This window comes from Rhodococcus sp. P4_C10, from assembly GCF_056402135.1.
Genome location: NZ_JBFUHZ010000017.1, coordinates 1 through 22809, shown reverse-complemented (window position 1 = coordinate 22809; position 22809 = coordinate 1). Strand labels below are relative to the sequence as shown.

Genomic DNA, 22809 nt, shown 5'->3' with positions numbered 1-22809 from the left:
ATCATCCACCCGCCGGCGACCCGCCGCACGAAGGTGCCGTGAGACCGAGCGCGAGGTTCAGCTCGAGCACGTTGACCCGCGGCGACCCCAGCACCCCGAACTGGCGGCCCTCGGTGTGCTCGTCGACGAGCCGGCGAACCGCGTCCTCGGACATCGCGTTGACCACCGCCACGCGGCGTACCTGCAGCTGCGCGTACTCGGGGCTGATGTCCGGGTCGATCCCGGAGCCGGAGCCCGTCACCGCGTCGACCGGGACGGACGACGGCGGCACCGACTCGCGGGCGGCGATCTCCGCGCGACGCTGGTCGACGAACGACGCCAGCAGCTCCGAGCTCGGGCCCTGGTTGGTCGGCAGGGCCGCCGCCGGGTCGCCGGGCGCGAAGGCGTCCTCGTCGGCCACCGAACCGGTCACCCGGTTGTGGAAGAACGGGTCCGGGGCGCCGGCCGGCACCTGCGGGTCCACGCCCACCAGTGAGCTGCCGACGACGCAGCCGTTGGCGTCGCGCAGCGCCGAGCCCTCTGCGGACCCCGCGCCGAGCCGGCCGATGCCCCACACCGCCGCGGGGTACAGCACCCCGACGAACGCGGTCAGCGCCAGCAGCACCAGCAGTCCCGCCCACACCTGCCGGAGCATTCCGATAGTGAATCGCATTACAGCTCACCCAATCCCGGGGACAAGTCGAACAACGAGGTCGATCAGCCAGATGCCGACGAAGGGCGTGACGATCCCGCCCAGTCCGTAGATCAGCAGGTTCCGTCCCAGCAGCGCCGACGCCGTGGACGGCCGGTACCGGACGCCCTTGAGCGCCAACGGGATCAGCGCGACGATCACCAGTGCGTTGAAGATCACCGCGGACACGATCGCGGACTGCGGCGTCGCCAGCCGCATGATGTTCAGGGCGTCGAGCTGCGGGTAGATCCCGCTGAACAGCGCGGGCAGGATCGCGAAGTACTTGGCCAGGTCGTTGGCCAGCGAGAAGGTGGTCAGCGCCCCGCGGGTGATCAGCAACTGCTTGCCGATCTCCACCACCTCGATCAGCTTGGTGGGGTCGGAGTCCAGGTCCACCATGTTGCCGGCCTCCTTGGCCGCCGACGTCCCGGTGTTCATCGCGACGCCGACGTCCGCCTGCGCCAGCGCGGGGGCGTCGTTGGTGCCGTCCCCGGTCATAGCGACCAGCCGGCCACCCTCCTGTTCCTTCCGGATCAGCTCGAGCTTGTCCTCCGGGGTGGCCTCGGCCATGAAGTCGTCGACGCCGGCCTCGGCCGCGATCGCCTTGGCGGTCAACGGGTTGTCGCCGGTGATCATCACGGTGCGGATGCCCATGGCCCGCAGCTCGGCGAACCGCTCGGCGATGCCCGGCTTGACCACGTCGGAGAGCGCGATGACGCCCAGTACCCGCGCGCCGTCCCGACCGTCGACCGCCACCACCAGCGGGGTGCCGCCGCCGTGCGCGATCTCGTCGACCGCGGCACCGACCGCCGGATCCGCCACGCCGCCGGCGACCCGGACCCAGTTGAGCACCGAGTCGGTGGCGCCCTTGCGGATCCGCTCGCCCGCCATGTCCAGGCCGCTCATCCGTGTCTGCGCGGTGAAGGGCACGAACTCGGCGGCCTTCTCCGCCTCGCTCGGCTCGGTGGCGAGACCGAAGTCGCGGGCAACGAGTTCGACGATGCTGCGGCCCTCGGGGGTGCCGTCGGCCAGGCTGGAGAGCCGCGCCGCGGCGGCGAGCTCGGTCGCACTCACTCCCGGCGCCGGGTGCAGCGCGGTCGCCTGCCGGTTGCCGAACGTGATGGTGCCGGTCTTGTCCATCAGCAGGGTGTCGATGTCACCTGCGGCCTCGACCGCCCGGCCGGACATGGCGAGGACGTTGCGCTGCACCAGCCGGTCCATGCCGGCGATGCCGATTGCGGAGAGCAGCGCGCCGATCGTGGTCGGGATCAGGCAGACCAGCAGCGCGATCAGCTTGACCGGGTCCTGTTCCTGGCCGGCGTAGAGCCCCATCGGACCCACCGCGACCACGGCAAGCAGGAAGATCACGGTCAACGACGCGAGCAGGATGTTCAGGGCGATCTCGTTGGGCGTCTTCTGCCGGGAGGCGCCCTCGACGAGGGCGATCATCCGGTCCACGAACGACTGCCCGGGTGCGGCGGTGACCTGGACGACGATCCGGTCGGAGAGCACGATGGTGCCGCCGGTGACGGCACACCGGTCGCCGCCGGACTCCCGGACGACCGGCGCGGACTCGCCGGTGATGGCCGACTCGTCCACGGTCGCGATGCCCTCGACGACGTCGCCGTCGCCGGGGATCACCTCGCCGGCCACCACCACGACGCGGTCACCGACGACCAGTTCGGTCCCGGGCACCGACTCGACCGACCCGCTGTCGGTGATCCGATGGGCGACGGTGTCCTGCTTCACCTTCCGCAGGCTGGCGGCCTGCGCCTTGCCGCGGCCCTCGGCCACCGACTCGGCGAGGTTCGCGAACAGCACGGTGAACCAGAGCCATGCCGCGACCAGCCACGCGAACAGCGACGGATCCACCGCCGCCATCACCGTGGTGACCACCGATCCGACGAACACGACGAACATCACCGGGTTGCGAGCCTGGTGCCGTGGGGTGAGCTTGCGGCAGGCGCCCGGCAGGGCGGTCCACAACTGTCTGGGACTGAAGATTCCGGCCTTGACCGGCCGCGGGCCGTGCCCGTGGTCGTCGACCGGGTCGGGTGCCGCGACCGCGTCGCGCGGGTCGGCGAGGGTGGTGTGCGCACTCATTGCAGTGCCTCCGCGATCGGGCCCAGCGCGAGGGCCGGGAAGAAGGTCAGCGCCGCGACGAGAACCGCGGTGCCGGTGAGCAGTCCGGCGAACATCGGGCCGGCGGTCGGCAGGGTGCCGGCGCCGGGTGTCGACTTCTTCTGCGACGCCAGCGATCCGGCGAGGGCGAGCACGAAGACGATCGGCAGGAACCGACCGAAGAGCATGCAGAGGCCGAGTGAGGCCTGGAACCAGTCGCTGGTGACGGTCAGCCCGCCGAAGGCGCTGCCGTTGTTGTTCGAGGCCGAGGCGTAGGCGTAGAGCACCTCGCTGAAGCCGTGGATGGACCCGGGGCTGCCCGTCGGGCCGCTGTTGCCGAGGAATCCGGTGGTGGCGGACAGGATCACGGTGATTCCGGTGCCGATCAGCACCAGCGCCGGCATCACCAGCACCGACAGTGCGGCCAGCGTGATCTCCCGTTTGCCGAGCTTCTTGCCGAGGAACTCGGGAGTCCGTCCGACGAGCAGCCCGCCCACGAACACCGCGACCACCGCGAGGACCAGGATGCCGTAGAGGCCGGTCCCGACGCCGCCGGGCGCGATCTCGCCGAGCAGCATGTTGAGGATCAGGGCTCCGCCACCGAGCGGCGAGAAGCTGTCGTGTGCCGCGTTCACGGCGCCCGTCGAGGTGCCGGTGGTGCTCACCGCGAACAGCACGGACCCGGGGATCCCGAATCGGACCTCCTTGCCCTCCATCATGGCGCCGGCCGCTGTGGCGGCGACGCCGCGCTGACCGGACTCCGCGGCGAGGGTGACGGCGAGCAGCGAACCCCACAGGACCCCCATCACCGCGAGCACGGTCAGGCCCTGCTTCCGGTTTCCGACCATGGTGCCGAAGGTGCGGGTCAGGCTGACCGGGATCAGCAGGATCGCGATGATCTCCACGACGTTGGACAGCGGTGTCGGGTTCTCGAACGGGTGCGCCGAGTTGGCCGCGAGGATGCCGCCGCCGTTGGTGCCGAGTTCCTTGATCGCCTCCTGGGAGGCCACCGGTGCGAGGGCGTTGGTGACCGAGCTGCCGTCGAGGCCGGTGGATGAGAACCCGCTGTGGAACGACTGGATCACGCCCTGGCTCAACAGGATCAGCGCGATGACGAACGCGAACGGCAGCAGGATCCGGAGCGTGCCGCGGGTCAGGTCCACCCAGAAGTTGCCGACCTCACCGCCACGGGAGACCCGCACGAAGCCGCGGATCAGCGCCACCGCGACGGCCATGCCCACGGCCGCGGATACGAAGTTCTGCACGGCCAGGCCGAGTGCCTGGGTGAGGTGGCTCATCGTGGTCTCGGGCGTGTACGACTGCCAGTTGGTGTTGGTGACGAACGAGACCGCGGTGTTGAACGCGACCGCCGGGCTCACCCCGGACAGTTCGCCGCCGAGCGGCAGCACCCCCTGGATGCGTTGCAGCAGATAGAGGAACAGGACCCCGGCGGCGGAGAAGCCGAGCAGGCTGGCCGCGTAGCCGTACCAGGTCTGTTCGGTGCGCGCGTTGATGCGGCAGAGTCGGTAGAGCACCTTCTCCACCCGAAGGTCCCCGGAACGCAGGTCGGTGTCGGTCGTGTAGACCTTCGCCATGTAGTCACCGACGGGGACGTACAAGATCGCGAGTACGGCGAGTACCAGCGCGATCTGCAGCCCCGCCGCGAGTGCGGGATTCATGTGTCAGAACCTCTCGGGATCGAGAAGTGCGACGAGCAGGTAGACCACGAGCGCGGCCGCGAGAACGACCAGCACCACGCTGAGGGTCCCGGCGGCGGTCAACGGTTCCCCCTGCTCCCGAGACCACGGCTCTTCGGGCCGGCGCTCTTCAGGGCGCTGCCCTGCAGTCCGCGCAGCACCAGCGCGCACGCGCTGAAGCCACCGACGATCAGTACCACGTAGGCCAGATCAGCCATCACGCATCCTCTTCGACACAGTTCACTGCCGCCGTCCATCGGCGGGCCACAGTGCACAGTGCTCCCGATACCGACCCGTCGGGGACTTCCTTACGGCTCACTGACGCCGTGACCTGGCGCGTTGATGCGATCTTTACGCGGGCGGGTCGGTCAGGTCCGTGGCCCTCCGGCCTGCTCGACGAACCAGGCGGCGATCTGCGCGCGGGAGGTGAACCCGAGCTTGGCGAGAACGTGCTCCACGTGGCCCTGCGCCGTGCGCTGCGAGATCACCAGCGCCTCGGCGATCGCCTTGTTGGTCAGCCCCTGTGCGACCAGCTCGGAGACCTGCTGTTCTCGCTTCGTGAGTCGAACTGCCGCCGCAGGCGGAGGCACGGCCGGCGGGTGCTCGTCCAGGGCGTAGGCCACGGCGTCGTCGAATGTGAGCTCGCGGCCGCGGCGCAGCGCGGCCGCGAACCCCCGCGGCCCGAGCGCGGCACGGGCCTGCGTCCGGCGCCGCTTCTGGTAGCCGACCAGACCGGGGATGACGACGGTCTTGATTCCCGACGCCCTCCCCACCGACTCGGCCGCACCCATCAGCACGGCGGCTCGCTCGGACTCGTGATGCTCGGCGGCGATCCAGGCCAGGGACTCGAGACACGTCGCGGCGGTGAGCGAATCGTCCATGAGGCGAGTGAGCCGCAGCCCCTCCTCGAGCAGCTCGGTCCCCCGGACCGGATCACCCTGCTGCCACACCGCCAGGCCGAGTGAGCACAGCGCGTAGGCCCGGAACATCGATTCACCGCGAGAGTCGGTGAGCGCGAGGATCTCCTCCTGGCAGACCACCGCCCGCCGGGTGTCCCCGCGCAGCCCGGAGGCGAGCGCGACACCGAGCAGGCTCGCGACACGTCGCAGCGGGTCGTCCCTGGCGCTGAACACCTCGAGCGCGGCCTCGAGGGACAGCACCGCACGAGGCAGGTCGCCGGCAAAGATGGCCAGATACCCACTGGCAGAGTCGACGAGCGCCGTCGTCGTTTCGTCCCCGACCCGCTCGGCGATGGCACGCCCCTGATCCGTCAGTGCGCGCCCCGCCCTGATGTCGCCCTGCATCACGGCCAGCACGGTGTCGTCGCACAACGCCTCCACCCGTGTCGCGGTCGGTTGCCCGCCCCGATCGGCAAGCGCCCGGTCCAACCAGTGCCTGCCCTCGCTGAGCAGACCGCGGGAGAGCCAGAAGGGGTACAGCGCGACGGCAATACGCAGGCCGCTGTCCCCTTCGCCGGGCTCGGTGAGGCAGAACATCAACGCGTCCCGCATGTTCGGTTGCTCCCGCTTGAGGCGTGCGATCCAGTCCAGCTGCCGGGGCCCGATCCACTCGTCCTTCGCGCGCCGCACCAGCTGCTCGTACCAGTCCCGGTGCCGACGGCGCCGGACCGCGTAGTCGCCGGTCTCCTGCAGCTTTTCGCGACCGTAGTCGCGGAGTGTCTCCAGCAGGCGGTAGCGCACCACGGTCCCGGCCTCTTCACGGATCAGGATCGACTTGTCGACCAGTGAAGCCACGACGTCCACGAGGTCGTCCGGCACCTGGTCCCCGGCGCAGATGCCTTCGGCCGCATCGAGTTCGAAGCTGCCGGCGAACACCGCGAGGCGGCTCCACAGCTCCCGCTCCCGCGGCGTGCACAGTTCGTGGCTCCAGTCGATGGACAGCCGCAGCGTCTGCTGCCGCAGTGGCGCACCCCGACTGCCCGTGGTCAGCAGCCGCAACCGATCCGTCAGCCGCTGCAGGAGCTGATGCACGGACATCGCCCGCAACCGCGCCGCCGCGAGTTCGATCGGCAACGGCAGGCCGTCGAGCCGTTGACAGATCCGGGTCACGGTGAGCTGGTTCTCCTCGGTGAGGCCGAATCCGGGCACCGCGGTGCCCGCCCGTTCGACGAACAGGGTCACCGCGTCGTAGCGAGGCAGGCCCTCCAACGACGACGGCTGTTCCGGGTCCGGGACCGTCAGCGGCCGAACCCGCAAGGTGGCCTCACCGCCGACGCCGAGCGGCTCCCGGCTGGTCGTCAGAATGGACAACTCCGGGCAGGTCGTCAGCAGCGCTGCCGCCAGCACCGCGACCGCCCCGACCAGGTGCTCGCAGTTGTCCAGCACCATCAGCAGACGACGGCCGACGAGGTAGTCCTCCAAGAGGGCTCGCGGCGGGTTGGCGGACTGCTCCCGCAGCCCGAGCGCGGCCACCACGGTGTCCGCCAGCAGCTCCGGATCCTGCAGTTCGCCGAGCTCGACGAACCACACCCCGTCCTCGAACGCACGGCGGGAATCCTCGGCCACACGCAGGGCAAGCCGGGTCTTTCCGACGCCACCGATCCCGGTCAACGTCACCAGACGCGAGCGGGAGAACAGTCGCTTCACCTCGGACACCTCGCGGCGACGACCGACGAAACTGGTCAGCTCGAGCGGCAGGTTCCCGACTTGGCTCCGAACGGCGGCCGGCATCCAATCGCCACCCTCATCTCACGGCCCCCGATCCTCACGGTACGCCGGGACCGCCTCCGGGAGACTCGACGAGGACCGCTATCGCCCTCGCGGTCGCGGCTGACACTTCGGGCAGCTGTACGACGACCGATTCATGAACTTCTCGCGCCGGATCGGGGCACCGCACCGCGGGCAGGGCCGGTCCTCGCGGCCGTAGGCGGACAGCGACCGGTCGAAGTAGCCGGACTCACCGTTGACGTTGACGTACAACGCGTCGAACGAGGTGCCGCCCTGGGCCAGCGCCTCACTCATCACCTCGGTGACCGAGTCCAGCAGCAGCCGCAACTGTGGACGGGTCAACCGGTCCGCGGGGCGATTGCCGTGGATCCTGCTGCGCCACAACGCTTCGTCGGCATAGATGTTGCCCACCCCGGAGAGCAACGTCTGGTCCAGGATCACCCGTTTGATCTCGGATCCCTTCGCCCGGATCGCGGCAACGACCGACTCCGCGTCGAACAACGGGTCCAGCGGGTCGCGGGCGATGTGGGCCACCGGTTCGGGCAGGGCCGTCCCGTCCACCTCGACGATCGGCGCCAACGCCCAGCCGCCGAAGGTGCGCTGGTCCACGAACCGCAACTGCGACCCGCTGTCCAGGTCCGCCAGGATGCGCAGGTGCTTCTCGCGGGGCGCGGCCGGCGGCTGCACCAGCATCTGCCCGCTCATCCCGAGGTGCACCACCACGGCGAGGTCGCCGGGCGCGAGTTCGAGCCAGAGGTACTTGCCTCGACGCCGCGCCGCGGCGACCGACAGGCCCGCGAGTTGGGCGGACAGGTCGGCGCCGCCGAGCAGGTGCCGTCGGACCGCGCGGGGGTGCAGCACCTCGACGGCGTCGATGCGGGAACCGACGACGTGTGTGTCGAGCCCGCGCCGGACCACCTCGACCTCGGGCAGTTCGGGCACGAGCTAGTCGCCGGTGCCCGCGTCGCCGGGCTTGGGGTCGCTGTCAGAGAGGGCCTGCCAGGCGAGCGCGGCAGCCTTCTGTTCGGCTTCCTTCTTGGACCGGCCGACCCCGACGCCCAGTGCCGCACCCGCGATCATCACGGTGGCGGTGAACTCCTTGTCGTGATCGGGTCCGGTCGCGGTGATCTCGTAGGCGGGCACTCCGTGTCCCCGCTCCGCCGTGATCTCCTGCAGGCTGGTCTTCCAGTCGAGACCGGCACCGAGCTTCGGCGCCCGCTCGAGCAGTCCGGCGAACAGGTTCAGCACCACGCTGCGCGCAACGTCGATGCCGTGCTGCAGGTGCACCGCACCGAGCAGCGACTCCATTCCGTCGGCGAGGATGCTGGGCTTGTCCCGCCCACCGGTCATCTCCTCGCCCTTGCCGAGCAGCAGGTGCGCGCCGAGGCCACCGTCGCCCAACTCCCGCGCGACCTCCGCGAGTGCGTGCATGTTCACAATGCTGGCGCGAATCTTCGCCAGCTCTCCCTCGGACTTGTCCGGGTGGGAGACGTAGAGGTTCTCGGTGATGGTCAGGCCCAACACCGAGTCACCGAGGAACTCGAGCCGTTCGTTGGTCGGCAACCCACCGTTCTCGTACGCGTACGAGCGATGCGTCAACGACAGCGTCAGCAGCGGTTCTTCCAGGACAACGCCAAGAGCGGCGAGGAGGGATGCATGTTTCCCCTCCTCGCCGCCGGCGGGAGCACTCTTGCTCGTACTGCTCGTCACTGCGCGACTAGACCGCAGCGGTGACCTGACGACCCTTGTAGGTTCCACAGGCCGGGCACGCGATGTGCGGCAGGGTCTTCTCACCGCAGCTGCGGTTTGCGCACGTGATGAGGGTCGGCGCGGTGGCCTTCCACTGGCTGCGACGCGACCGGGTGTTGGACCGCGACATTCTGCGCTTGGGGACAGCCACTTCTACTTCTCCTCGGCTTCGGTGTTCACTCGACTCTTGCTGGACTGGGATGCTGCATCAGCGTCGACTTTCCCCGCGAGGGCAGCCCAGCGAGGATCCAGTATCTCATGCCCATGCCCTGATTCTGCAATCGCCAGGCGGACCCCACATTCGGGGCACAAACCCTGGCAGTCTTCGCTGCACAATGGCTGCAGCGGAAGTTCTAGTCCGGCGGCGTTGACGATGGCCGGCTCCAAGTCGACGAGGTCGTCGACGATCCGGTACACCTCGTCCTCTTCCGTCGTCTCCTCGGTGGCGCTGTTCGGGTAGGCGAACAGCTCCGTGAGGTAGATGTCGAGCTCACCGGTGAACGGCTCGAGGCACCGCGAGCACTCGCCTTCGGTGTCCGCCCGGACGGTGCCGGTGACCAGCACGCCCTCGGAGACGGCCTCGAGGCGCACGTCCAGTTCCACCTCGGCACCGACCGGGACCGCGACGAGGTCGAGGCCGATCCGGGACTTGGCGGGCACCGACCTGGTCAACGTCCGCGTCGACCCCGGCCGACGGCCGAGAGAGCGGACGTCCAACACGAAACCGCCGTCGTGCAGACGGGGCGAGCCGGAACTGTGGGAGGACACGCAACACTCTTTCGTCGTCTAACCAACCGGAATGGGCAACCACTCAACGGTACGCGATGGGGCGCCTGCAGGGGAAATCGTGTCCGGCCGGGCGGCTACCGGCGACGCTCGGAAGGGCGCTCGTCGGGCTCGTCGTAGGTCGGGATGCCGGTCCCGGTCCGCAGCTGCTGACGGCCCCGGCCCACCGAGCGGACGGTGCCGGTGAGGAACTCCTCGAACTCCGCCAGCTTGGTGTCGACGTACAGGTCGCAGTCCCCGCGGAGCCGGTCGGACTCGGCGTGCGCCGCGTCGATCACCCGGGCGGACTCGGCGTGCGCCGCCTTGACCACCTCGGTGTCCGAGACCAGGCGCTCCTGCTCCGCGCGACCGTCCGCGACGGACCGCTCCTGCGAGGACCGGCCGGACTCGATCATCCGTTCCGCCTCCGCGGCGGCCCGCGAGGTCAGGGTGTCGTACTCGTGCTGGCCGTCGGCGACGGTCCGGTCCGCCTCCTCGCGGGCGTCGCCGACGAGCTGCTCGGCGTGCGCCTGCGCCTCGGCGACCATCCGGTCCGCCTTGGCCTTGGCGTCGGCGAGGATCCGGTCCGCGTCGGCGCGGGCGTCGGCCAGCGTGGTGTGGGCCTCCTCGTTGGCGGACGAGACCGTCTGTTCCGCATTGGTCCGGGCGTCGCCGACCAGCTTGTCGCGGTGGTCGAGCACGTCCTGCGCGTCGTCGAGCTCCCCGGGGATGGCGTCGCGCACGTCGTCGAGGAGTTCGAGCATGTCGCCGCGCGGGACGACGCAGCCCGCCGTCATCGGCACCCCACGCGCCTCTTCCACGATCGCGACGAGCTCGTCGAGCGCCTCGAATACCCGGTACACGCCTAACCCCAATTCCCGACGGCGACAGTGACGGCTACCAGTCTGCCGTAGCCGCGCCCCCAGACGCGACGCCACGCCCGGTGTGTCGAAGACCTACCGCTGCGCGGCACGCTCCGCCAGCCGCGCCAGCAGCCGCTCGTGCACCTTCTCCGGCAGCATGTCGGCGACGTCGCCGCCGAAGGCCGCGACCTCCTTGACCAACGAGCTGGACAGGTAGCTGTAGACCGGGTTGGTCGCGATGAACAGCGTGTCGACGCCGGTCAGCTTGTGGTTCATCTGCGCCATCTGCAGCTCGTAGTCGAAGTCGTTGGCGCCCCGCAGGCCCTTGACGATCGTCCCGGCGCCGTTGGCCTTCGCGTAGTCCACCAGCAGCCCGTGCCACGAGTCCACCCGCACGTTGGGCAGGTAGGCGGTGGCCTCCCGCATCATCTCGAGCCGTTCGTCGATGCTGAACATGCCCTGCTTGTTCTTGTTGATCATCACCGTGACGATGACCTCGTCGAATTGCGCCGCGACACGGCCGATCACGTCGAGGTGACCGTTGGTGACGGGGTCGAAGGAACCGGGGCAGACCGCACTGCTCATGACTGCAGACCGTAACAGGCGATCTCGACCCGGGTGTCGCCGTACTTGCGGACCCGCTCCGTCTCGAATCCGGACGGCCACACCGTCTCCGGGGCCCGGACGCCGCGCTCGAACACCACCAGCGAGCCCTCGCCGACCCAGCCGCCGGACGCCAGCCCGGCGAGGACCGCGGCCACCTCGTCCTCCCCCACCGCGTACGGCGGGTCGAGGAACACCACGTCGTACTCGCGGTCGGGTGGGCCCGCGACCACGGCGGACGCCGGCGCGGTGCGCACCACCGCGCCGGGCAGGCCCAGCGCGGTGATGTTCTCGCGCACCACGGCGGCGGCCTTGGCGTTGGTCTCGACCAGCAGCACGTGCCCGGCGCCGCGCGAGAGCGCCTCGAGTCCGAGCGCCCCCGAGCCGGCGTACAGGTCGAGCACGCTGGCGCCGTCGAGGTCGATCCGCGCCGCCAGCGCGCTGAACAGGGCCTCGCGTACCCGTTCCGACGTCGGCCGGGTGCCCTGGGTGGGCACCTTCAGCCGACGCCCGCCGGCGGTGCCGGCGACAATCCGAGTCACTGCGGGCTGTCCTCCCCACCGATCGTGATGACGGCCAGCAGGTCGCCGCCCTCCACCTGCGCCACCGGCGCCACGGCGAGCCGGGTGACGGATCCGCCCCGGGGCGCGGTGATGGCGGCCTCCATCTTCATCGCCTCGATGGTGGCGATGGTGTCGCCCGCGGCCACGTGCTGGCCCTCCGCGACGACGAGGGTGACGGCGCCCGCGAACGGCGCGGCCACGTGGCCCGGGTTGCCGCGGTCCGCCTTCTCGGCGACCGGCACCTCGCTGGCGATCGACCGGTCGCGCACCGACACCGGACGCAACTGGCCGTTGAGGATGCACATCACCGTGCGCATGCCGCGCTCGTCCGGCTCGGAGATCGCCTCCAGCCCGATCAGCAGTTCCACACCCGGGGTGAGCTGGACTCGGTGCTCCTCGCCGCGGCGCAGGCCGTAGAAGAACTGGTTGGCCGACAGCTGCGAGGTGTCGCCGTACTTCTCCCGGTGGGCGATGAACTCCCGCGCCGGGCCGGGGAACAGCAACCGGTTGAGGGTGCTGCGGCGCTCGTCCGAGGTGCCGTCGAGGCCGGCCTTGTCCACCTCGGTCAGTTCGGTCTCCGGCTTGGCGCTGCCGCGGCCGGCGAGGGCCTTGGTGCGGAACGGCTCCGGCCATCCGCCGGCGGGCTGGCCGAGCTCGCCCCGCAGGAAGCCGATCACCGAGTCCGGGATGTCGTAGGCGGCGGGGTTCTCCGCGAAGTCCTCGGTCGAGACGCCCGACCCGACGAGGTGCAGGGCGAGGTCGCCGACCACCTTCGAGGACGGGGTGACCTTCACCAGCCGGCCGAGCATCCGGTCCGCGGCGGCGTACTTCGCCTCCACCTCCTCGAACTGGTTGCCGAGGCCGAGCGCGATCGCCTGCTGGCGCAGGTTCGAGAGCTGACCGCCGGGGATCTCGTGGGTGTACACCCGTCCGGTCGGGGACGGCAGCCCGGACTCGAACGGCGCGTACACCTTTCGCAGGGCCTCCCAGTACGGCTCGAGATCGCAGACGGCCTGCAGGTCCAGACCGGTGTCGCGCGACGAGTGGGCCGTGGCCGCGACGATCGCGGACAGGGACGGCTGGCTGGTGGTGCCCGCCATCGCCGCACTCGCACCGTCGACGGCGTCCGCCCCGGCCTGCCAGGCCGCGAGGTAGGTGGCCAGCTGGCCGCCCGGGGTGTCGTGGGTGTGCACGTGCACCGGGAGGTCGAAGTTGCTTCGCAGCGCCGTGACCAGGGTTGCCGCGGCGGGCGCGCGCAGCAGTCCGGCCATGTCCTTGATCGCCAGCACGTGGGCGCCGGCGTCGACGATCTGCTCGGCCAGCTTCAGGTAGTAGTCGAGGGTGTAGAGGTTCTCGTTCGGGTTCGACAGGTCGCCGGTGTAGCTCAGCGCGACCTCGGCGACCGCGGTGCCGGTCTCGCGGACCGCCTCGATCGCCGGGCGCATCTGGTCGACGTTGTTGAGCGCGTCGAAGATCCGGAAGATGTCGACGCCGGTGTCGGTGGCCTCCCGGACGAAGGCGCGGGTGACGGTCTCCGGGTACGGCGTGTAGCCGACGGTGTTGCGCCCGCGCAGCAGCATCTGCAGGCAGATGTTCGGCATCGCCTCACGCAGGGCCGCGAGCCGCTCCCAGGGATCCTCGTGCAGGAACCGCAGCGCGACGTCGTAGGTCGCGCCGCCCCAGGCCTCGACGGAGAGCAGTTCGGGGGTCATCCGGGCGACGTGCCCGGCGACGTCGAGCAGGCCACCGGTGCGCACCCGGGTGGCCAGCAGCGACTGGTGCGCGTCCCGGAAGGTGGTGTCGGTGACGGCCAGCGCGTCCTGCGCCCGCAGCGCCGCCGCGAAGCCCGCGGGGCCGAGCTGCATCAGGCGCTGCTTGGAGCCGGCGGGCGGCGGCGTCGAGAGGTCGATCGCGGGCAGCTTGTCTCGTGCGTACACCGTCGTCGGACGCTCGCCGTGCGGCTTGTTCACCGTCACGTCGGCGAGGTAGCTGAGGATCTTGGTTCCGCGGTCCGCCGACGCCCGTGAGGTGAGCAGTTGCGGCCGCTCCTCGATGAACGAGGTGGTGACCTTGCCGGCCCTGAAGTCCGGGTCGTCGAGGACGGCCTGCAGGAACGGGATGTTGGTGGCGACGCCACGGATCCGGAATTCGGTGACCGCGCGCCGCGCCCGGGCCACCGCCGCGGGCAGGTCGCGGCCGCGACAGGTCAGCTTGACGAGCATCGAGTCGAAGTACGCGCCGACCTCGGCACCCAGGTTCGCGCCGCCGTCGAGCCGGACACCCGCGCCGCCGGGGGTGCGGTACGCGGTGATCCGGCCGGTGTCGGGGCGGAATCCGTTGGCCGGGTCCTCAGTGGTGATCCGCAGCTGCAGCGCGGCACCGCGAAGCTTGATCGAATCCTGGCTCAGCCCAAGGTCTTCCAGGGTCTCGCCGGAGGCGATCCGCAGCTGCGCCTGCACCAGGTCCACGTCCGTCACCTCCTCGGTGACGGTGTGCTCCACCTGGATTCGCGGGTTCATCTCGATGAAGACGTGGTTGCCGCGGGTGTCGAGCAGGAACTCGACGGTGCCGGCGCAGGAGTAGTTGATCTCCTTGGCGAACGCCACCGCGTCGGCGCAGATCTTCGCGCGCAGCTCGGCGGACAGGTTCGGGGCGGGCGCGAGCTCGATCACCTTCTGGTGACGCCGCTGCACCGAGCAGTCGCGCTCGAAGAGGTGGATGACGTTGCCCTGGCCGTCCGCGAGGATCTGTACCTCGATGTGCCTCGGGTCGACGACGGCCTGCTCGAGGAAGACGGTGGCGTCGCCGAAGGCCGACTCGGCCTCACGGGCCGCGGCCTCGATCGACTCACGCAGCTGGGCCGGCTCGGCCACCCGCCGCATGCCGCGGCCACCGCCGCCGGCGACGGCCTTGACGAACAGCGGGAACTGCATGCTCTCGGCTGCGGCCAGCAGCTCCTCCACATCGGCGGAGGGCTCGGACGAGTTGAGCACCGGCAGACCCGCGGCCTTGGCCGCCGCGATCGCGCGCGCCTTGTTGCCGGTCAGTTCGAGGACCTCGGCCGAGGGACCCACGAAGGTGATGCCCTCCGCGGCGCAGGCGGCGGCGAGGTCCGGGTTCTCGGACAGGAAGCCGTAGCCGGGGTAGATCGCGTCGGCCCCCGACTTCTTCGCCGCGGCGACGATCTCGTCGATCGAGAGGTACGCCCGGACGGGGTGCCCCTGCTCACCGATCTGATAGCTCTCGTCGGCCTTCAGACGGTGGACCGAGTTGCGGTCCTCGTACGGGAAAACTGCGACAGTTCCGGCGCCGAGCTCGTAGCTGGCGCGGAAGGCGCGGATCGCGATCTCGCCGCGATTGGCAACCAAGACTTTTGAGAACATCGCTGAAAATTACCCTTGCGTTTGCGGGGTTCACCGGACAGCGTCCCAGAATTCGGGAATCTCCCGCATAACAGGCCACCTGTATCGGTCATGTACGGTACCGGGCGCGACCTCACCGATCCACGGCACCGCCCGTGAACTGCGGTGACAGCCAATTCATGGGGCGTACAGAAGGGCTGTCCTCGCGATGCAACCGGTCCGCCGGCGGGACCATGAGGAGCCCCGAAGCCCCCGTTACCTTCTTCCTAGTCCCGCACCGCGGGGCCACGGTCGCCAGGCCCGGTATGACTTCGCTCCCCTGTCTCTCGAATGATCCGGGGGGTGGTGTCGCCGAGCTGAACAAGACCTTCTACCAGACGCCGGTCGCCGCAGCCGCCTGACAACGAACATGGGGACACCCCCGTGCGGCCGTAGGCGTTCAGCGAGTGCGCGAAGTAGCCCGCCTATCGCAGCAAGTAGCGTCTATCCGGCGAGCATTTCCGGGTTTGTCCGGGCAGATCCAGGACCCCCAATACAATCAAGCCTGTGAGTGATCAGTCACGTTCCGCTCGAACTGTCGTCACGGTGTGGCTCTACGGCGGACCGCAACATGGCGACTCCAAGGACGTTTCGATCCCCCTGCCGCCAACAATCACCACCTCCGCGAACGAGGTCTATGCCAGGGTGGGCCCCGAGCTCAACGAATCTGGCCGACCGCTGTCCACGTGGTGCTATCGCTGGGAACCCCACGTCGCGCTCGAAGCACCGCTCGATCGTTAGAGTTCTTCGACAGACGCGCGATGCATCCGGGCTTTCTCTCGTTCTTGGCGGTCACGAACGCGTTCTCTCGCCGCCATTGGCACCCTCGCCTCCATCTTGTTTGGAACCTCAGTCGTCGACCAATGGGCGATGGCCGTCGCCGTGTTGTTCGTGATGGTCGGGGTGACTGGTGCACTCCTCGTCAAGCCGCAACGCCGACTTCAGCCCTCTTCTCCCAACGAAGCCCGCTGTCGCAACCGCTTGACACAGAACATAGGGACACCCCCCAAAGCGAGGCACGTGCCTCACCGACCCGGCAGGCGGGCGCGAGAGGGAACCCGGCGAGAATCCGGGACGAGTTCGGTGAGGTGCTCGACGACTGCGGCCTCGCCGCGCGCGGCACCGAAGGCCGGTGCAACGACCCCGGGTCAACCCCGACCGCGGCTTGAAGATCCGCGGGGAGGTGGAGGCGTCGCTGCGCAGCACGGTCGACGCGGCCGAGGTGGTGCGCGCCGAACTGGCGGCCGGAAGTGCTGTGCCCAGGGCGTCCTACCGCCGAGCGCCCTGGCGTCGCGGAGCACCGAACAGGAACCAGGCCAGGGCGCCGAGAAAGGGCAGCACAACGACAACCGCACACCACCAGTATCTCGACCCGGCGCGATCAGGTTCGGAGCGGGACACCGAGACCAGTGCCGCGGTCGTCAACGCGATCCACACGACTGCGACGGCGGTGAAGGCGATGTCGTAGGCCAGTGGCAGCGTCGGACTGACAGTCCCGTCATCCATGCCGGAATCCTCCCCGCGGTTGCCGCCGGACGTTACCGGAGCGGCCGACGACGGCGCCCGGCTTCGCCTCTACCGCGAGAACTTCCTACTCCACAGCAACGAAAGCCGGCTTCGATCGACCATCGAAGGATGGTGACCTGCTGGACTTTCCGGCGTTACCCAGTGCCCATGCTCGAAAGCTGGGGATGGATGGCGGCGGTCCGCGGCCCCGCCGCCACCTGCCGAGGAACCCCCGGACCCACTGATTCCGAACCGACCTGGTGGGAAACCCACATCTCCTTTCTGAACGGACAATCTCCCGCGAAACCCGCGGACTCCTCACGAATCAGCGGCAGGCGCCGGCACGTCATGGCCGCACCGAGGGGCGTCCGTGCGCACGGTTAGGTTGAACCCCATGGCACAGAGCTGGAAGGCGATCGGCACACAACTCGGCAACCTGGCGCGACAGCACGGCCCCCGACTGCTGGCCGAGCTGCAGAAGTCGGGTCTGCTGGGCGGACGCGGCGAGGCCGGGAAACCCAAGGGCACCAACCCGACCCGGACGGTGACACCCGGGCGGCCGGTGGCGTCGACGACGGTGCCGACCGCGCACCGCGCCCGACGCGTCGAGTACTCCCCCGATCTCGACGGCCGCGCCGACCCGGGCGAGGTGGTGTGGACGTGGGTCGCCTACGAGGAGGACGCCAGCCAGGGCAAGGACCGCCCGGTGCTGGTGGTCGGGCGCGACGGCGGCACCCTGCTGGGGTTGATGCTGTCCTCGAACGCCGGCCGCGGCGACGAGCGGAACTGGCTGGGCCTGGGCGCCGGGCCGTGGGACGAGGACGGGCGGCCCAGCTGGGTTCGCCTGGACCGGGTGCTCGACGTCCCGGAGTCCGGCATCCGCCGCGAGGGGGCCGTCCTCGACCGCAAGCGCTTCGACAAGGTCGCCGCGCGACTGCGCTCCGACTACAGCTGGAGCTGAAGGCCACCCGTCTCGAACAACCTGGTCCCGAAACGGCCGGAGGGCACCGCCGCGCGGTCGGACCGCGCCACGATGCCCTCCGACCGGAGAGTGTCCTCAGATCAGGACATCAGCAGATCAGGACTGCAGCCGGTCGTAGCGACCGAACAGTCCACGGTAGGCCAGCGCCCCGAGTGCGCCGCCGACCAGCGGGAAGACGATGAACGCCCACAACTGCGGGACCGCACCGACCTGGTACGGCGCGACCGCGATGCTCCGCGCCGGGTTGACGGAGGTGTTGTCGATCGGGATCGACATCAGGTGGATCACCGCCAGGGTGAAGCCGATGGAGATGCCGGCCAGCGGCACGTCCGAGATCTGGTCGGTGGACGCCAGCACCACGAACACCAGCAACGCGGTGAGCAGGACCTCGACGATGATCATCGCGGCCATGCCGTAGCCGTTCTCGAGCACCCCGCCGAGCGGGCCCTTGATGGCGGACGGGCTGTGCGCGCCCCAGCCGTTGGCGCCGAGCCCCATCGACTCACGGTCGTAGGACGGCAGGCTCTGGGCCACCGAGTACAGCACCACGCCGGCAACCAGACCGCCGAGCACCTGGGCGACCACGTAGAGGCCGGCCTTCGCCGCGCTCAGGCGTCCCAGCAGGAAGTGCCCGAAGGTGACGGCCGGGTTGACGTGGCAACCGGAGATCGGGCCGATCGCGTAGACCAGGAAGAGCAGGGTGAGACCGAAAGCCAGCGCCACGCCGAGGTTGCCGACCTTGGGGCCGGCCACCACCGCGGTTCCGACCGAGGCGAATACCAGGACAAATGTGCCGATGCCTTCTGCGATGTACTTCTTCGCATCGGAGATCGGTTCCTTCTCGACGAACTCCTGCGCTGTAGGAGACATGTGCCACCTTTGCTTCGAGTGTGAGGTCGGGATGTGCCAGAAGACTTCTCGGCGGACGTTACGCGAGGCATGTGACCGGAACAACAAGATCAACTAGCGTGTCGGCACACACCCAGGCAACACGCAATGCGGGCCCGGTCCGGTCGAGCGGGTACTGTGTCATTGCGTCGCCGGTACCGAACACCGTGCGACACACCCAGACCCGTAACCATGACCCGGACCGCAGCTGCGCGGCCAGCGTTCGCGCGCCGGTTTGGGATCAGACAACCATGCCTGGTAATCTCGAAGTTCGGCGCCCGTGTGCGCCCGAAGCTTCTTTGACAGAAACCAGCAAAGACGACAGGATTTTACGCGTGGCCAACATCAAGTCCCAGGTGAAGCGGATCCGTACCAACGAGCGTCAGCGACTGCGCAACCAGTCGGTGAAGTCTTCGCTGCGTACCGCGATCCGTTCCTTCCGCGAGGCCGCGGCCGCCGGTGACAAGGAAAAGGCTGGCGCCCTCCTCCTCAGCGTGAGCCGCAAGCTCGACAAGGCTGCCAGCAAGGGCGTCATCCACGCCAACCAGGCTGCCAACAAGAAGTCGGCCCTCGCGCTGGCCGCCAACAAGCTCTGACGTAACTCGCGTTACGGCTCGAAAAGCCGCCCGGTCACTCGACCGGGCGGCTTTTCGCGTCTCTTCTTCGTCGGGTGTGACAGCTCACGGTGGTATGGCCGCTCACAGTCAGGTGCCGCCGCGCAGGGTCTACGGCTTGGCTGCACCGAGGAACTGCGCGAGGCCGTGGAACTGCTGACGCACGCCGGTTAGACCGGCGGCGTGGAAGATCGCCGGCAGCGTGTCACGGTCGAACATCCGGACGCCGAGGGTCCCGGCGACCAGTGACAGCGCCGAGCGCACCGGTTCGCGTCCGCGCCCGTAGCTCGTCATCACCGCGATCCGGCCTCCCGGCGCAAGCACCCGGATCAGTTCGTTGACGATCGTCAGCGGTTCCGGAACCAGGTACAGCGCGGCGTAGCAGCACACCGCGTCGAAGGTGCCGTCGTCGAAGGGCAGGTGCCGGGCGTCACCGCGCACGTAGGCGACCCGCTCTCCGCGGTTACGACGGACCGCCTGCGCGAGCATCGGCCGGGAGATGTCGAGGCCCACCGCGATCCCGTCGCCGGTGAGCTGCGTCCCGAAGAAGTGGGTGAAGTTCCCCGGCCCGCACGCCACGTCGAGGACGCGCTGCTCGCCGCCGAGCGCGAGGTCGGCTGCGGCCCGCTCCCGCTCCGACTCCCCGGACAGGCCACCCACGCCCATCGCGGCCGCACCCACCGGACGCCAGAGGTTTTCGTAGATTGCGGCGACGAAGCCGTTGTTCATGGCGTGTTGCGCGGCCGTCGGGCGCGGCGCCTTTCGGTCGCCGATCAGGTCCAGGAAGCCCTCGTCCGTGCGCGCACCCGCGGCGAGGTCGGCCGGCCGGACCAGCGCCAGGGCTCGGTCGAGCGCAGGGTCAGGGGCGCTCTCCGTCATGTCGTCTCGCTTCCTTCGCCGCCGACGGTGATCCGGATCTAGTTGTGCAACTCCACGATTCGTGCCACCGCGTACTCGACCGCGTAGTCGGCGTCCGCGGCCGCACCCTTGACGTCCGCGTTGAGCTGCGCGACCACGCCGAGCGCCGCCCCGATGGTCTCGGGTCGCCAGCCGCGGGCCTGGGCCTGCGCCTTCTTGATCTTCCACGGCGGCATGCCGAGCTCGGACGCCATCCGGAACGGATCGCCGCGCCCGGCGGAGGCCACCCGGGCGACCGTGTGCACCGCGTCCGCGAGGGCGTCGGCGAGCAGGACGTGCGGGACGCCGCGCAGCATCGCCCAGCGCAGCGACTCCATCGCCGCCGCCCGGTCCCCGGTGACGGCCAGCTCGGCGACGTCGAAACCCGAGACCTCGGCCTTGCCGGAGTAGTACCGCTGCACCGCGGCGGCGTCGATCACGCCGCCGGTGTCCGACGCGAGCTGCGAGCACGCGGCGGCCAGCTCCCGGAGGTCGGAGCCGACGGCGTCGAGCACCACCTCGATCACCTCCGGTGACGCCCGCACCCCCGCGGCGCGGAACTCGCCACGGACGAAGTCGGTGCGCTCACCGGCCTTGAGCTTCGCGCACTCGTGCGTCACCGCCCCGGACTTCTGCAGCGCGCCGACCATGGCCTTGGCCCGGCCGCCGCCGGAGTGCAGGATGACCAGCACGAATCCCTCGGGCGGCGCGGCGGCCGCGTCGAGCACCAGGGCGACCGCGTCCTTGCCCGCCTCGGCCGCGGACTCGAGCACGATCACCCGGTCCTCGGCGAACAGGGACGGGCTGAGCAGCTCGGCCAGCTCGGGGCCGCTGGTGTCGCCGGCGCGCAGCCGGGTCACCGGCAGGTCGTCACCGTTGGCGGAGCCGGCCCGCACCCCCGCGACGATGGCGGCGACGGCTCGTTCGACCAGCAGTTCCTCGTCTCCGAGGACCAGGTGCAGCTGCGCGGGCGGGGTGCTCTGACTCACCGGACGATGGTCCCACGCCGACGGTGGCTGACGGCAGTGGCCCCGCCGCCCGAGCGGCTCACCGCGAGGTCGCCGCTGAGGTCGGTCCGCGCCACCGTCGCGCCCGAGCGCCGGATCTCCTCGAGCACCCCGGGATTGGGGTGCCCGAAGGTGTTGCCGGCGCCCACCGAGACCAGCACCAGACGCGCCCCGACGGCGCGCAGGAACTCCGGCGTGGTGGTGCGCGAACCGTGGTGCGGCAGCTTGAGGACGTCCGCGCGCACCGGCGCGCCGTCCCGCAGCAGGTCCCGCTGGCCGTCCGCCTCGACGTCCCCGGTGAGCAGGACCAGGCCCACGTCGGTGTCCACCGACAGCACCAGGGACTGGTCGTTCGCCGCGTCGGCGCCGTCCGCCGGGTCCCGCGGCGCGGGCAGGGTCGGCCCGAGCACCCACATTGTCAGCCGTCCCACCCGCAGCTGCTCCCCCGCCCGGGCCGTCCGCACCGGCACCCCGGCCGACGCGGCCTGGTCGCGGACCTGACGGAACCGGTACTCCGGCAACCGCATCGGTCCGAGCACCAGCTCCTGCACCCGGCGGCCCCGCAGCACGCCGGGCAGTCCGGCCACATGATCGGCGTGCAGGTGGGTGAGGACCACCGCCGCCACCTCCCGCACCCCGAGCCGGTCCAGGCACCCGGCGACGGGGCCGGGGTCGGGGCCGGCGTCGACCACCACCGCGGCGCCGCCGCCGGCCGCCAGCACCAGGGCGTCTCCCTGCCCGACGTCGCACGCCACCAGCACCCAGTCGCCGACCGGCCAGCCCGGCCACACCACCCGGACCGGCACCCACACGGCCGCCAGACCCAGCACCGCCGCGGCCACCAGCCACCGGACCCGGCGCGCCCGCACCGCCGCCCACAGGGCGAGCATCGCCGCGGCCGCGACGGCGGCGCCCACCGGTCCCGAGGGCACCGACACCGTCGCGCCCGGGACGGCGGCGGCGCGGCGGGCCACCCACAGCAGCCACCACAGCGGGGGGCCGGCGGCGTGCGCCACCAGTTCGCCGAGCGGCGGCCAGGCCGCCGCGCCGAGGGCGGCGAGCGCGCCGACCACCGTCACGAACGCGACCACCGGCGCCGCCGCGAGGTTCGCCAGGACCGCGACCGTGCTCACCGTGCCGGACATCGCGGCGACGATCGGGGCGGTGACCACGTGCGCGGCGGACGCCACCGCCACCGCCTCGGCGACCGCGCGGGGCCAGCCGCGCGACCGCAGCCCCTGCGCCCAGCCGGGCGCGAGCAGCACCAGCGCCGCGGTCGCCGCCACCGACAACGCGAACCCGAAGTCCACCGCCAGCGCCGGCGCCACGGCGAGCAACACGATCACCGCGGCGCCGAGCGCGGGCATCGCCTGCTTGCGCCTGCCGGTGACCAGGGCCAGCAGACCCACCGCCCCCATCACCGCGGCCCGGAGCACGCTCGGCGACGGCCGGGCCACGATCACGAAGGCCACCAACGCAATCGCCGCGACCGCCACGCAGGTCCGCGGTCCCAGCGCGAGCGCCCGCAGGACCAGCAGCACCGCGCCGATCAGAATCGAGATGTTGGCCCCGGAGACGGCGGTCAGGTGGGTCAGCCCGGCGACGGTGAAGTCGTCGCGTATGCCCGTCGGAAGCGCCGAGGTGTCCCCGACCACCAGACCGGGCAGCAGGCCCGCCGGGTCGGGTGGCAGCGCCGCGGCGGACGCGGCCGCGAACCGCTGCCGGACCAGCCCGGCCGCGCGCTGCGCCCACGACGCCTGGGCAACCGAGCGTGGCGGCCCGCCCGCCCGGAGCAC

At 70.5% G+C, this 22809-nt stretch carries 22 protein-coding genes; 3 read left to right on the top strand and 19 right to left on the bottom strand.

Annotation, left to right across the window (positions count from 1 at the left end; all coding sequences use genetic code 11):
* Window position 1: 1 nt before the first annotated feature.
* The 14 genes from AC1DWC_RS14285 to AC1DWC_RS14220 all read right to left on the bottom strand — a co-directional run bounded on the left by AC1DWC_RS14285 (window position 2) and on the right by AC1DWC_RS14220 (window position 15101).
* A complete protein-coding gene (locus AC1DWC_RS14285) occupies window positions 2-652 on the bottom strand; it encodes a potassium-transporting ATPase subunit C (protein WP_477908985.1) in 651 nt (216 codons plus the stop codon).
* A 6-nt stretch (window positions 653-658) separates the two neighbouring features.
* A complete protein-coding gene (gene kdpB / locus AC1DWC_RS14280) occupies window positions 659-2773 on the bottom strand; it encodes a potassium-transporting ATPase subunit KdpB (protein ID WP_477908983.1) in 2115 nt (704 codons plus the stop codon).
* The gene (gene kdpA / locus AC1DWC_RS14275) at window positions 2770-4470 is read right to left on the bottom strand and encodes a potassium-transporting ATPase subunit KdpA (protein ID WP_477908981.1); all 1701 of its coding nucleotides are present in this window, start codon (window positions 4468-4470) and stop codon (window positions 2770-2772) included. The genes kdpB and kdpA overlap by 4 nt, the downstream gene beginning before the upstream one ends.
* Before the next feature lie 3 nt (window positions 4471-4473).
* A complete protein-coding gene (gene kdpF, locus AC1DWC_RS14270; RefSeq protein WP_477838109.1) occupies window positions 4474-4572 on the bottom strand; it encodes a K(+)-transporting ATPase subunit F in 99 nt (32 codons plus the stop codon).
* Window positions 4569-4706 carry a hypothetical protein gene (locus AC1DWC_RS14265; RefSeq protein ID WP_477838110.1) on the bottom strand — a complete coding sequence of 46 codons (138 nt, stop codon included), beginning with the start codon at window positions 4704-4706 and terminating at the stop codon, window positions 4569-4571. Before AC1DWC_RS14265 ends, kdpF begins: the two co-directional genes overlap by 4 nt.
* A gap of 150 nt (window positions 4707-4856) precedes the next feature.
* Complete coding sequence (locus AC1DWC_RS14260; protein WP_477908979.1) at window positions 4857-7178, bottom strand: ATP-binding protein; 2322 nt, start codon at window positions 7176-7178, stop codon at window positions 4857-4859.
* Window positions 7179-7256: 78 nt separating this feature from the next.
* Window positions 7257-8117, bottom strand: a complete 861-nt coding sequence (mutM, locus tag AC1DWC_RS14255) for a bifunctional DNA-formamidopyrimidine glycosylase/DNA-(apurinic or apyrimidinic site) lyase (protein ID WP_477908977.1) — start codon at window positions 8115-8117, stop codon at window positions 7257-7259.
* 3 nt (window positions 8118-8120) lie between these two features.
* The gene (gene rnc, locus AC1DWC_RS14250; protein ID WP_072844990.1) at window positions 8121-8885 is read right to left on the bottom strand and encodes a ribonuclease III; all 765 of its coding nucleotides are present in this window, start codon (window positions 8883-8885) and stop codon (window positions 8121-8123) included.
* 7 nt (window positions 8886-8892) lie between these two features.
* Complete coding sequence (rpmF, locus tag AC1DWC_RS14245; RefSeq protein WP_072844989.1) at window positions 8893-9075, bottom strand: 50S ribosomal protein L32; 183 nt, start codon at window positions 9073-9075, stop codon at window positions 8893-8895.
* A 2-nt stretch (window positions 9076-9077) separates the two neighbouring features.
* On the bottom strand, window positions 9078-9692 hold the full coding sequence (locus tag AC1DWC_RS14240; RefSeq protein WP_072844988.1) for a YceD family protein: 615 nt from the start codon (window positions 9690-9692) through the stop codon (window positions 9078-9080).
* 95 nt (window positions 9693-9787) lie between these two features.
* Entirely contained in the window at window positions 9788-10552 is a 765-nt protein-coding gene (locus tag AC1DWC_RS14235; protein WP_072844987.1) for a DivIVA domain-containing protein, read from the bottom strand.
* Between the two features lie 93 nt (window positions 10553-10645).
* The gene (gene coaD / locus AC1DWC_RS14230; RefSeq protein WP_477908974.1) at window positions 10646-11137 is read right to left on the bottom strand and encodes a pantetheine-phosphate adenylyltransferase; all 492 of its coding nucleotides are present in this window, start codon (window positions 11135-11137) and stop codon (window positions 10646-10648) included.
* Window positions 11134-11697: a 16S rRNA (guanine(966)-N(2))-methyltransferase RsmD gene (gene rsmD / locus AC1DWC_RS14225; RefSeq protein ID WP_072844985.1), complete on the bottom strand. Its 564-nt coding sequence runs from the start codon at window positions 11695-11697 to the stop codon at window positions 11134-11136. Before rsmD ends, coaD begins: the two co-directional genes overlap by 4 nt.
* The gene (locus AC1DWC_RS14220; protein ID WP_477908972.1) at window positions 11694-15101 is read right to left on the bottom strand and encodes a pyruvate carboxylase; all 3408 of its coding nucleotides are present in this window, start codon (window positions 15099-15101) and stop codon (window positions 11694-11696) included. Before AC1DWC_RS14220 ends, rsmD begins: the two co-directional genes overlap by 4 nt.
* Before the next feature lie 525 nt (window positions 15102-15626).
* Between AC1DWC_RS14220 and AC1DWC_RS14215 the strand changes: the two genes are divergently transcribed.
* Entirely contained in the window at window positions 15627-15860 is a 234-nt protein-coding gene (locus AC1DWC_RS14215) for a hypothetical protein (RefSeq protein ID WP_477908970.1), read from the top strand.
* A 528-nt stretch (window positions 15861-16388) separates the two neighbouring features.
* On the opposite strand, the gene AC1DWC_RS14210 is transcribed toward AC1DWC_RS14215, so the two are convergent.
* Complete coding sequence (locus tag AC1DWC_RS14210) at window positions 16389-16625, bottom strand: PLDc N-terminal domain-containing protein (protein ID WP_477908968.1); 237 nt, start codon at window positions 16623-16625, stop codon at window positions 16389-16391.
* Between the two features lie 394 nt (window positions 16626-17019).
* On the opposite strand from AC1DWC_RS14210, the gene AC1DWC_RS14205 reads away from it, so the two are divergent.
* The gene (locus AC1DWC_RS14205; protein ID WP_477908966.1) at window positions 17020-17586 is read left to right on the top strand and encodes a type II toxin-antitoxin system PemK/MazF family toxin; all 567 of its coding nucleotides are present in this window, start codon (window positions 17020-17022) and stop codon (window positions 17584-17586) included.
* A gap of 117 nt (window positions 17587-17703) precedes the next feature.
* Here AC1DWC_RS14205 and AC1DWC_RS14200 read toward each other — a convergent pair whose 3' ends face one another.
* On the bottom strand, window positions 17704-18477 hold the full coding sequence (locus tag AC1DWC_RS14200) for an aquaporin (RefSeq protein WP_477908964.1): 774 nt from the start codon (window positions 18475-18477) through the stop codon (window positions 17704-17706).
* Window positions 18478-18830: 353 nt separating this feature from the next.
* Between AC1DWC_RS14200 and rpsT the strand changes: the two genes are divergently transcribed.
* Window positions 18831-19091, top strand: coding sequence for a 30S ribosomal protein S20 (gene rpsT, locus AC1DWC_RS14195; RefSeq protein ID WP_072844981.1), 261 nt, complete (start codon window positions 18831-18833; stop codon window positions 19089-19091).
* A 129-nt stretch (window positions 19092-19220) separates the two neighbouring features.
* Here the strand turns inward: rpsT and AC1DWC_RS14190 are convergent, their stop codons facing one another.
* The 3 genes from AC1DWC_RS14190 to AC1DWC_RS14180 all read right to left on the bottom strand — a co-directional run.
* A complete protein-coding gene (locus tag AC1DWC_RS14190; protein WP_477908962.1) occupies window positions 19221-19988 on the bottom strand; it encodes a class I SAM-dependent methyltransferase in 768 nt (255 codons plus the stop codon).
* 38 nt (window positions 19989-20026) lie between these two features.
* Window positions 20027-20995 carry a DNA polymerase III subunit delta gene (holA, locus tag AC1DWC_RS14185; protein ID WP_477908960.1) on the bottom strand — a complete coding sequence of 323 codons (969 nt, stop codon included), beginning with the start codon at window positions 20993-20995 and terminating at the stop codon, window positions 20027-20029.
* On the bottom strand, window positions 20992-22809 hold a 1818-nt coding region (locus tag AC1DWC_RS14180), incomplete at its 5' end, for a ComEC/Rec2 family competence protein (RefSeq protein WP_477908958.1). The genes AC1DWC_RS14180 and holA, both read right to left, overlap by 4 nt.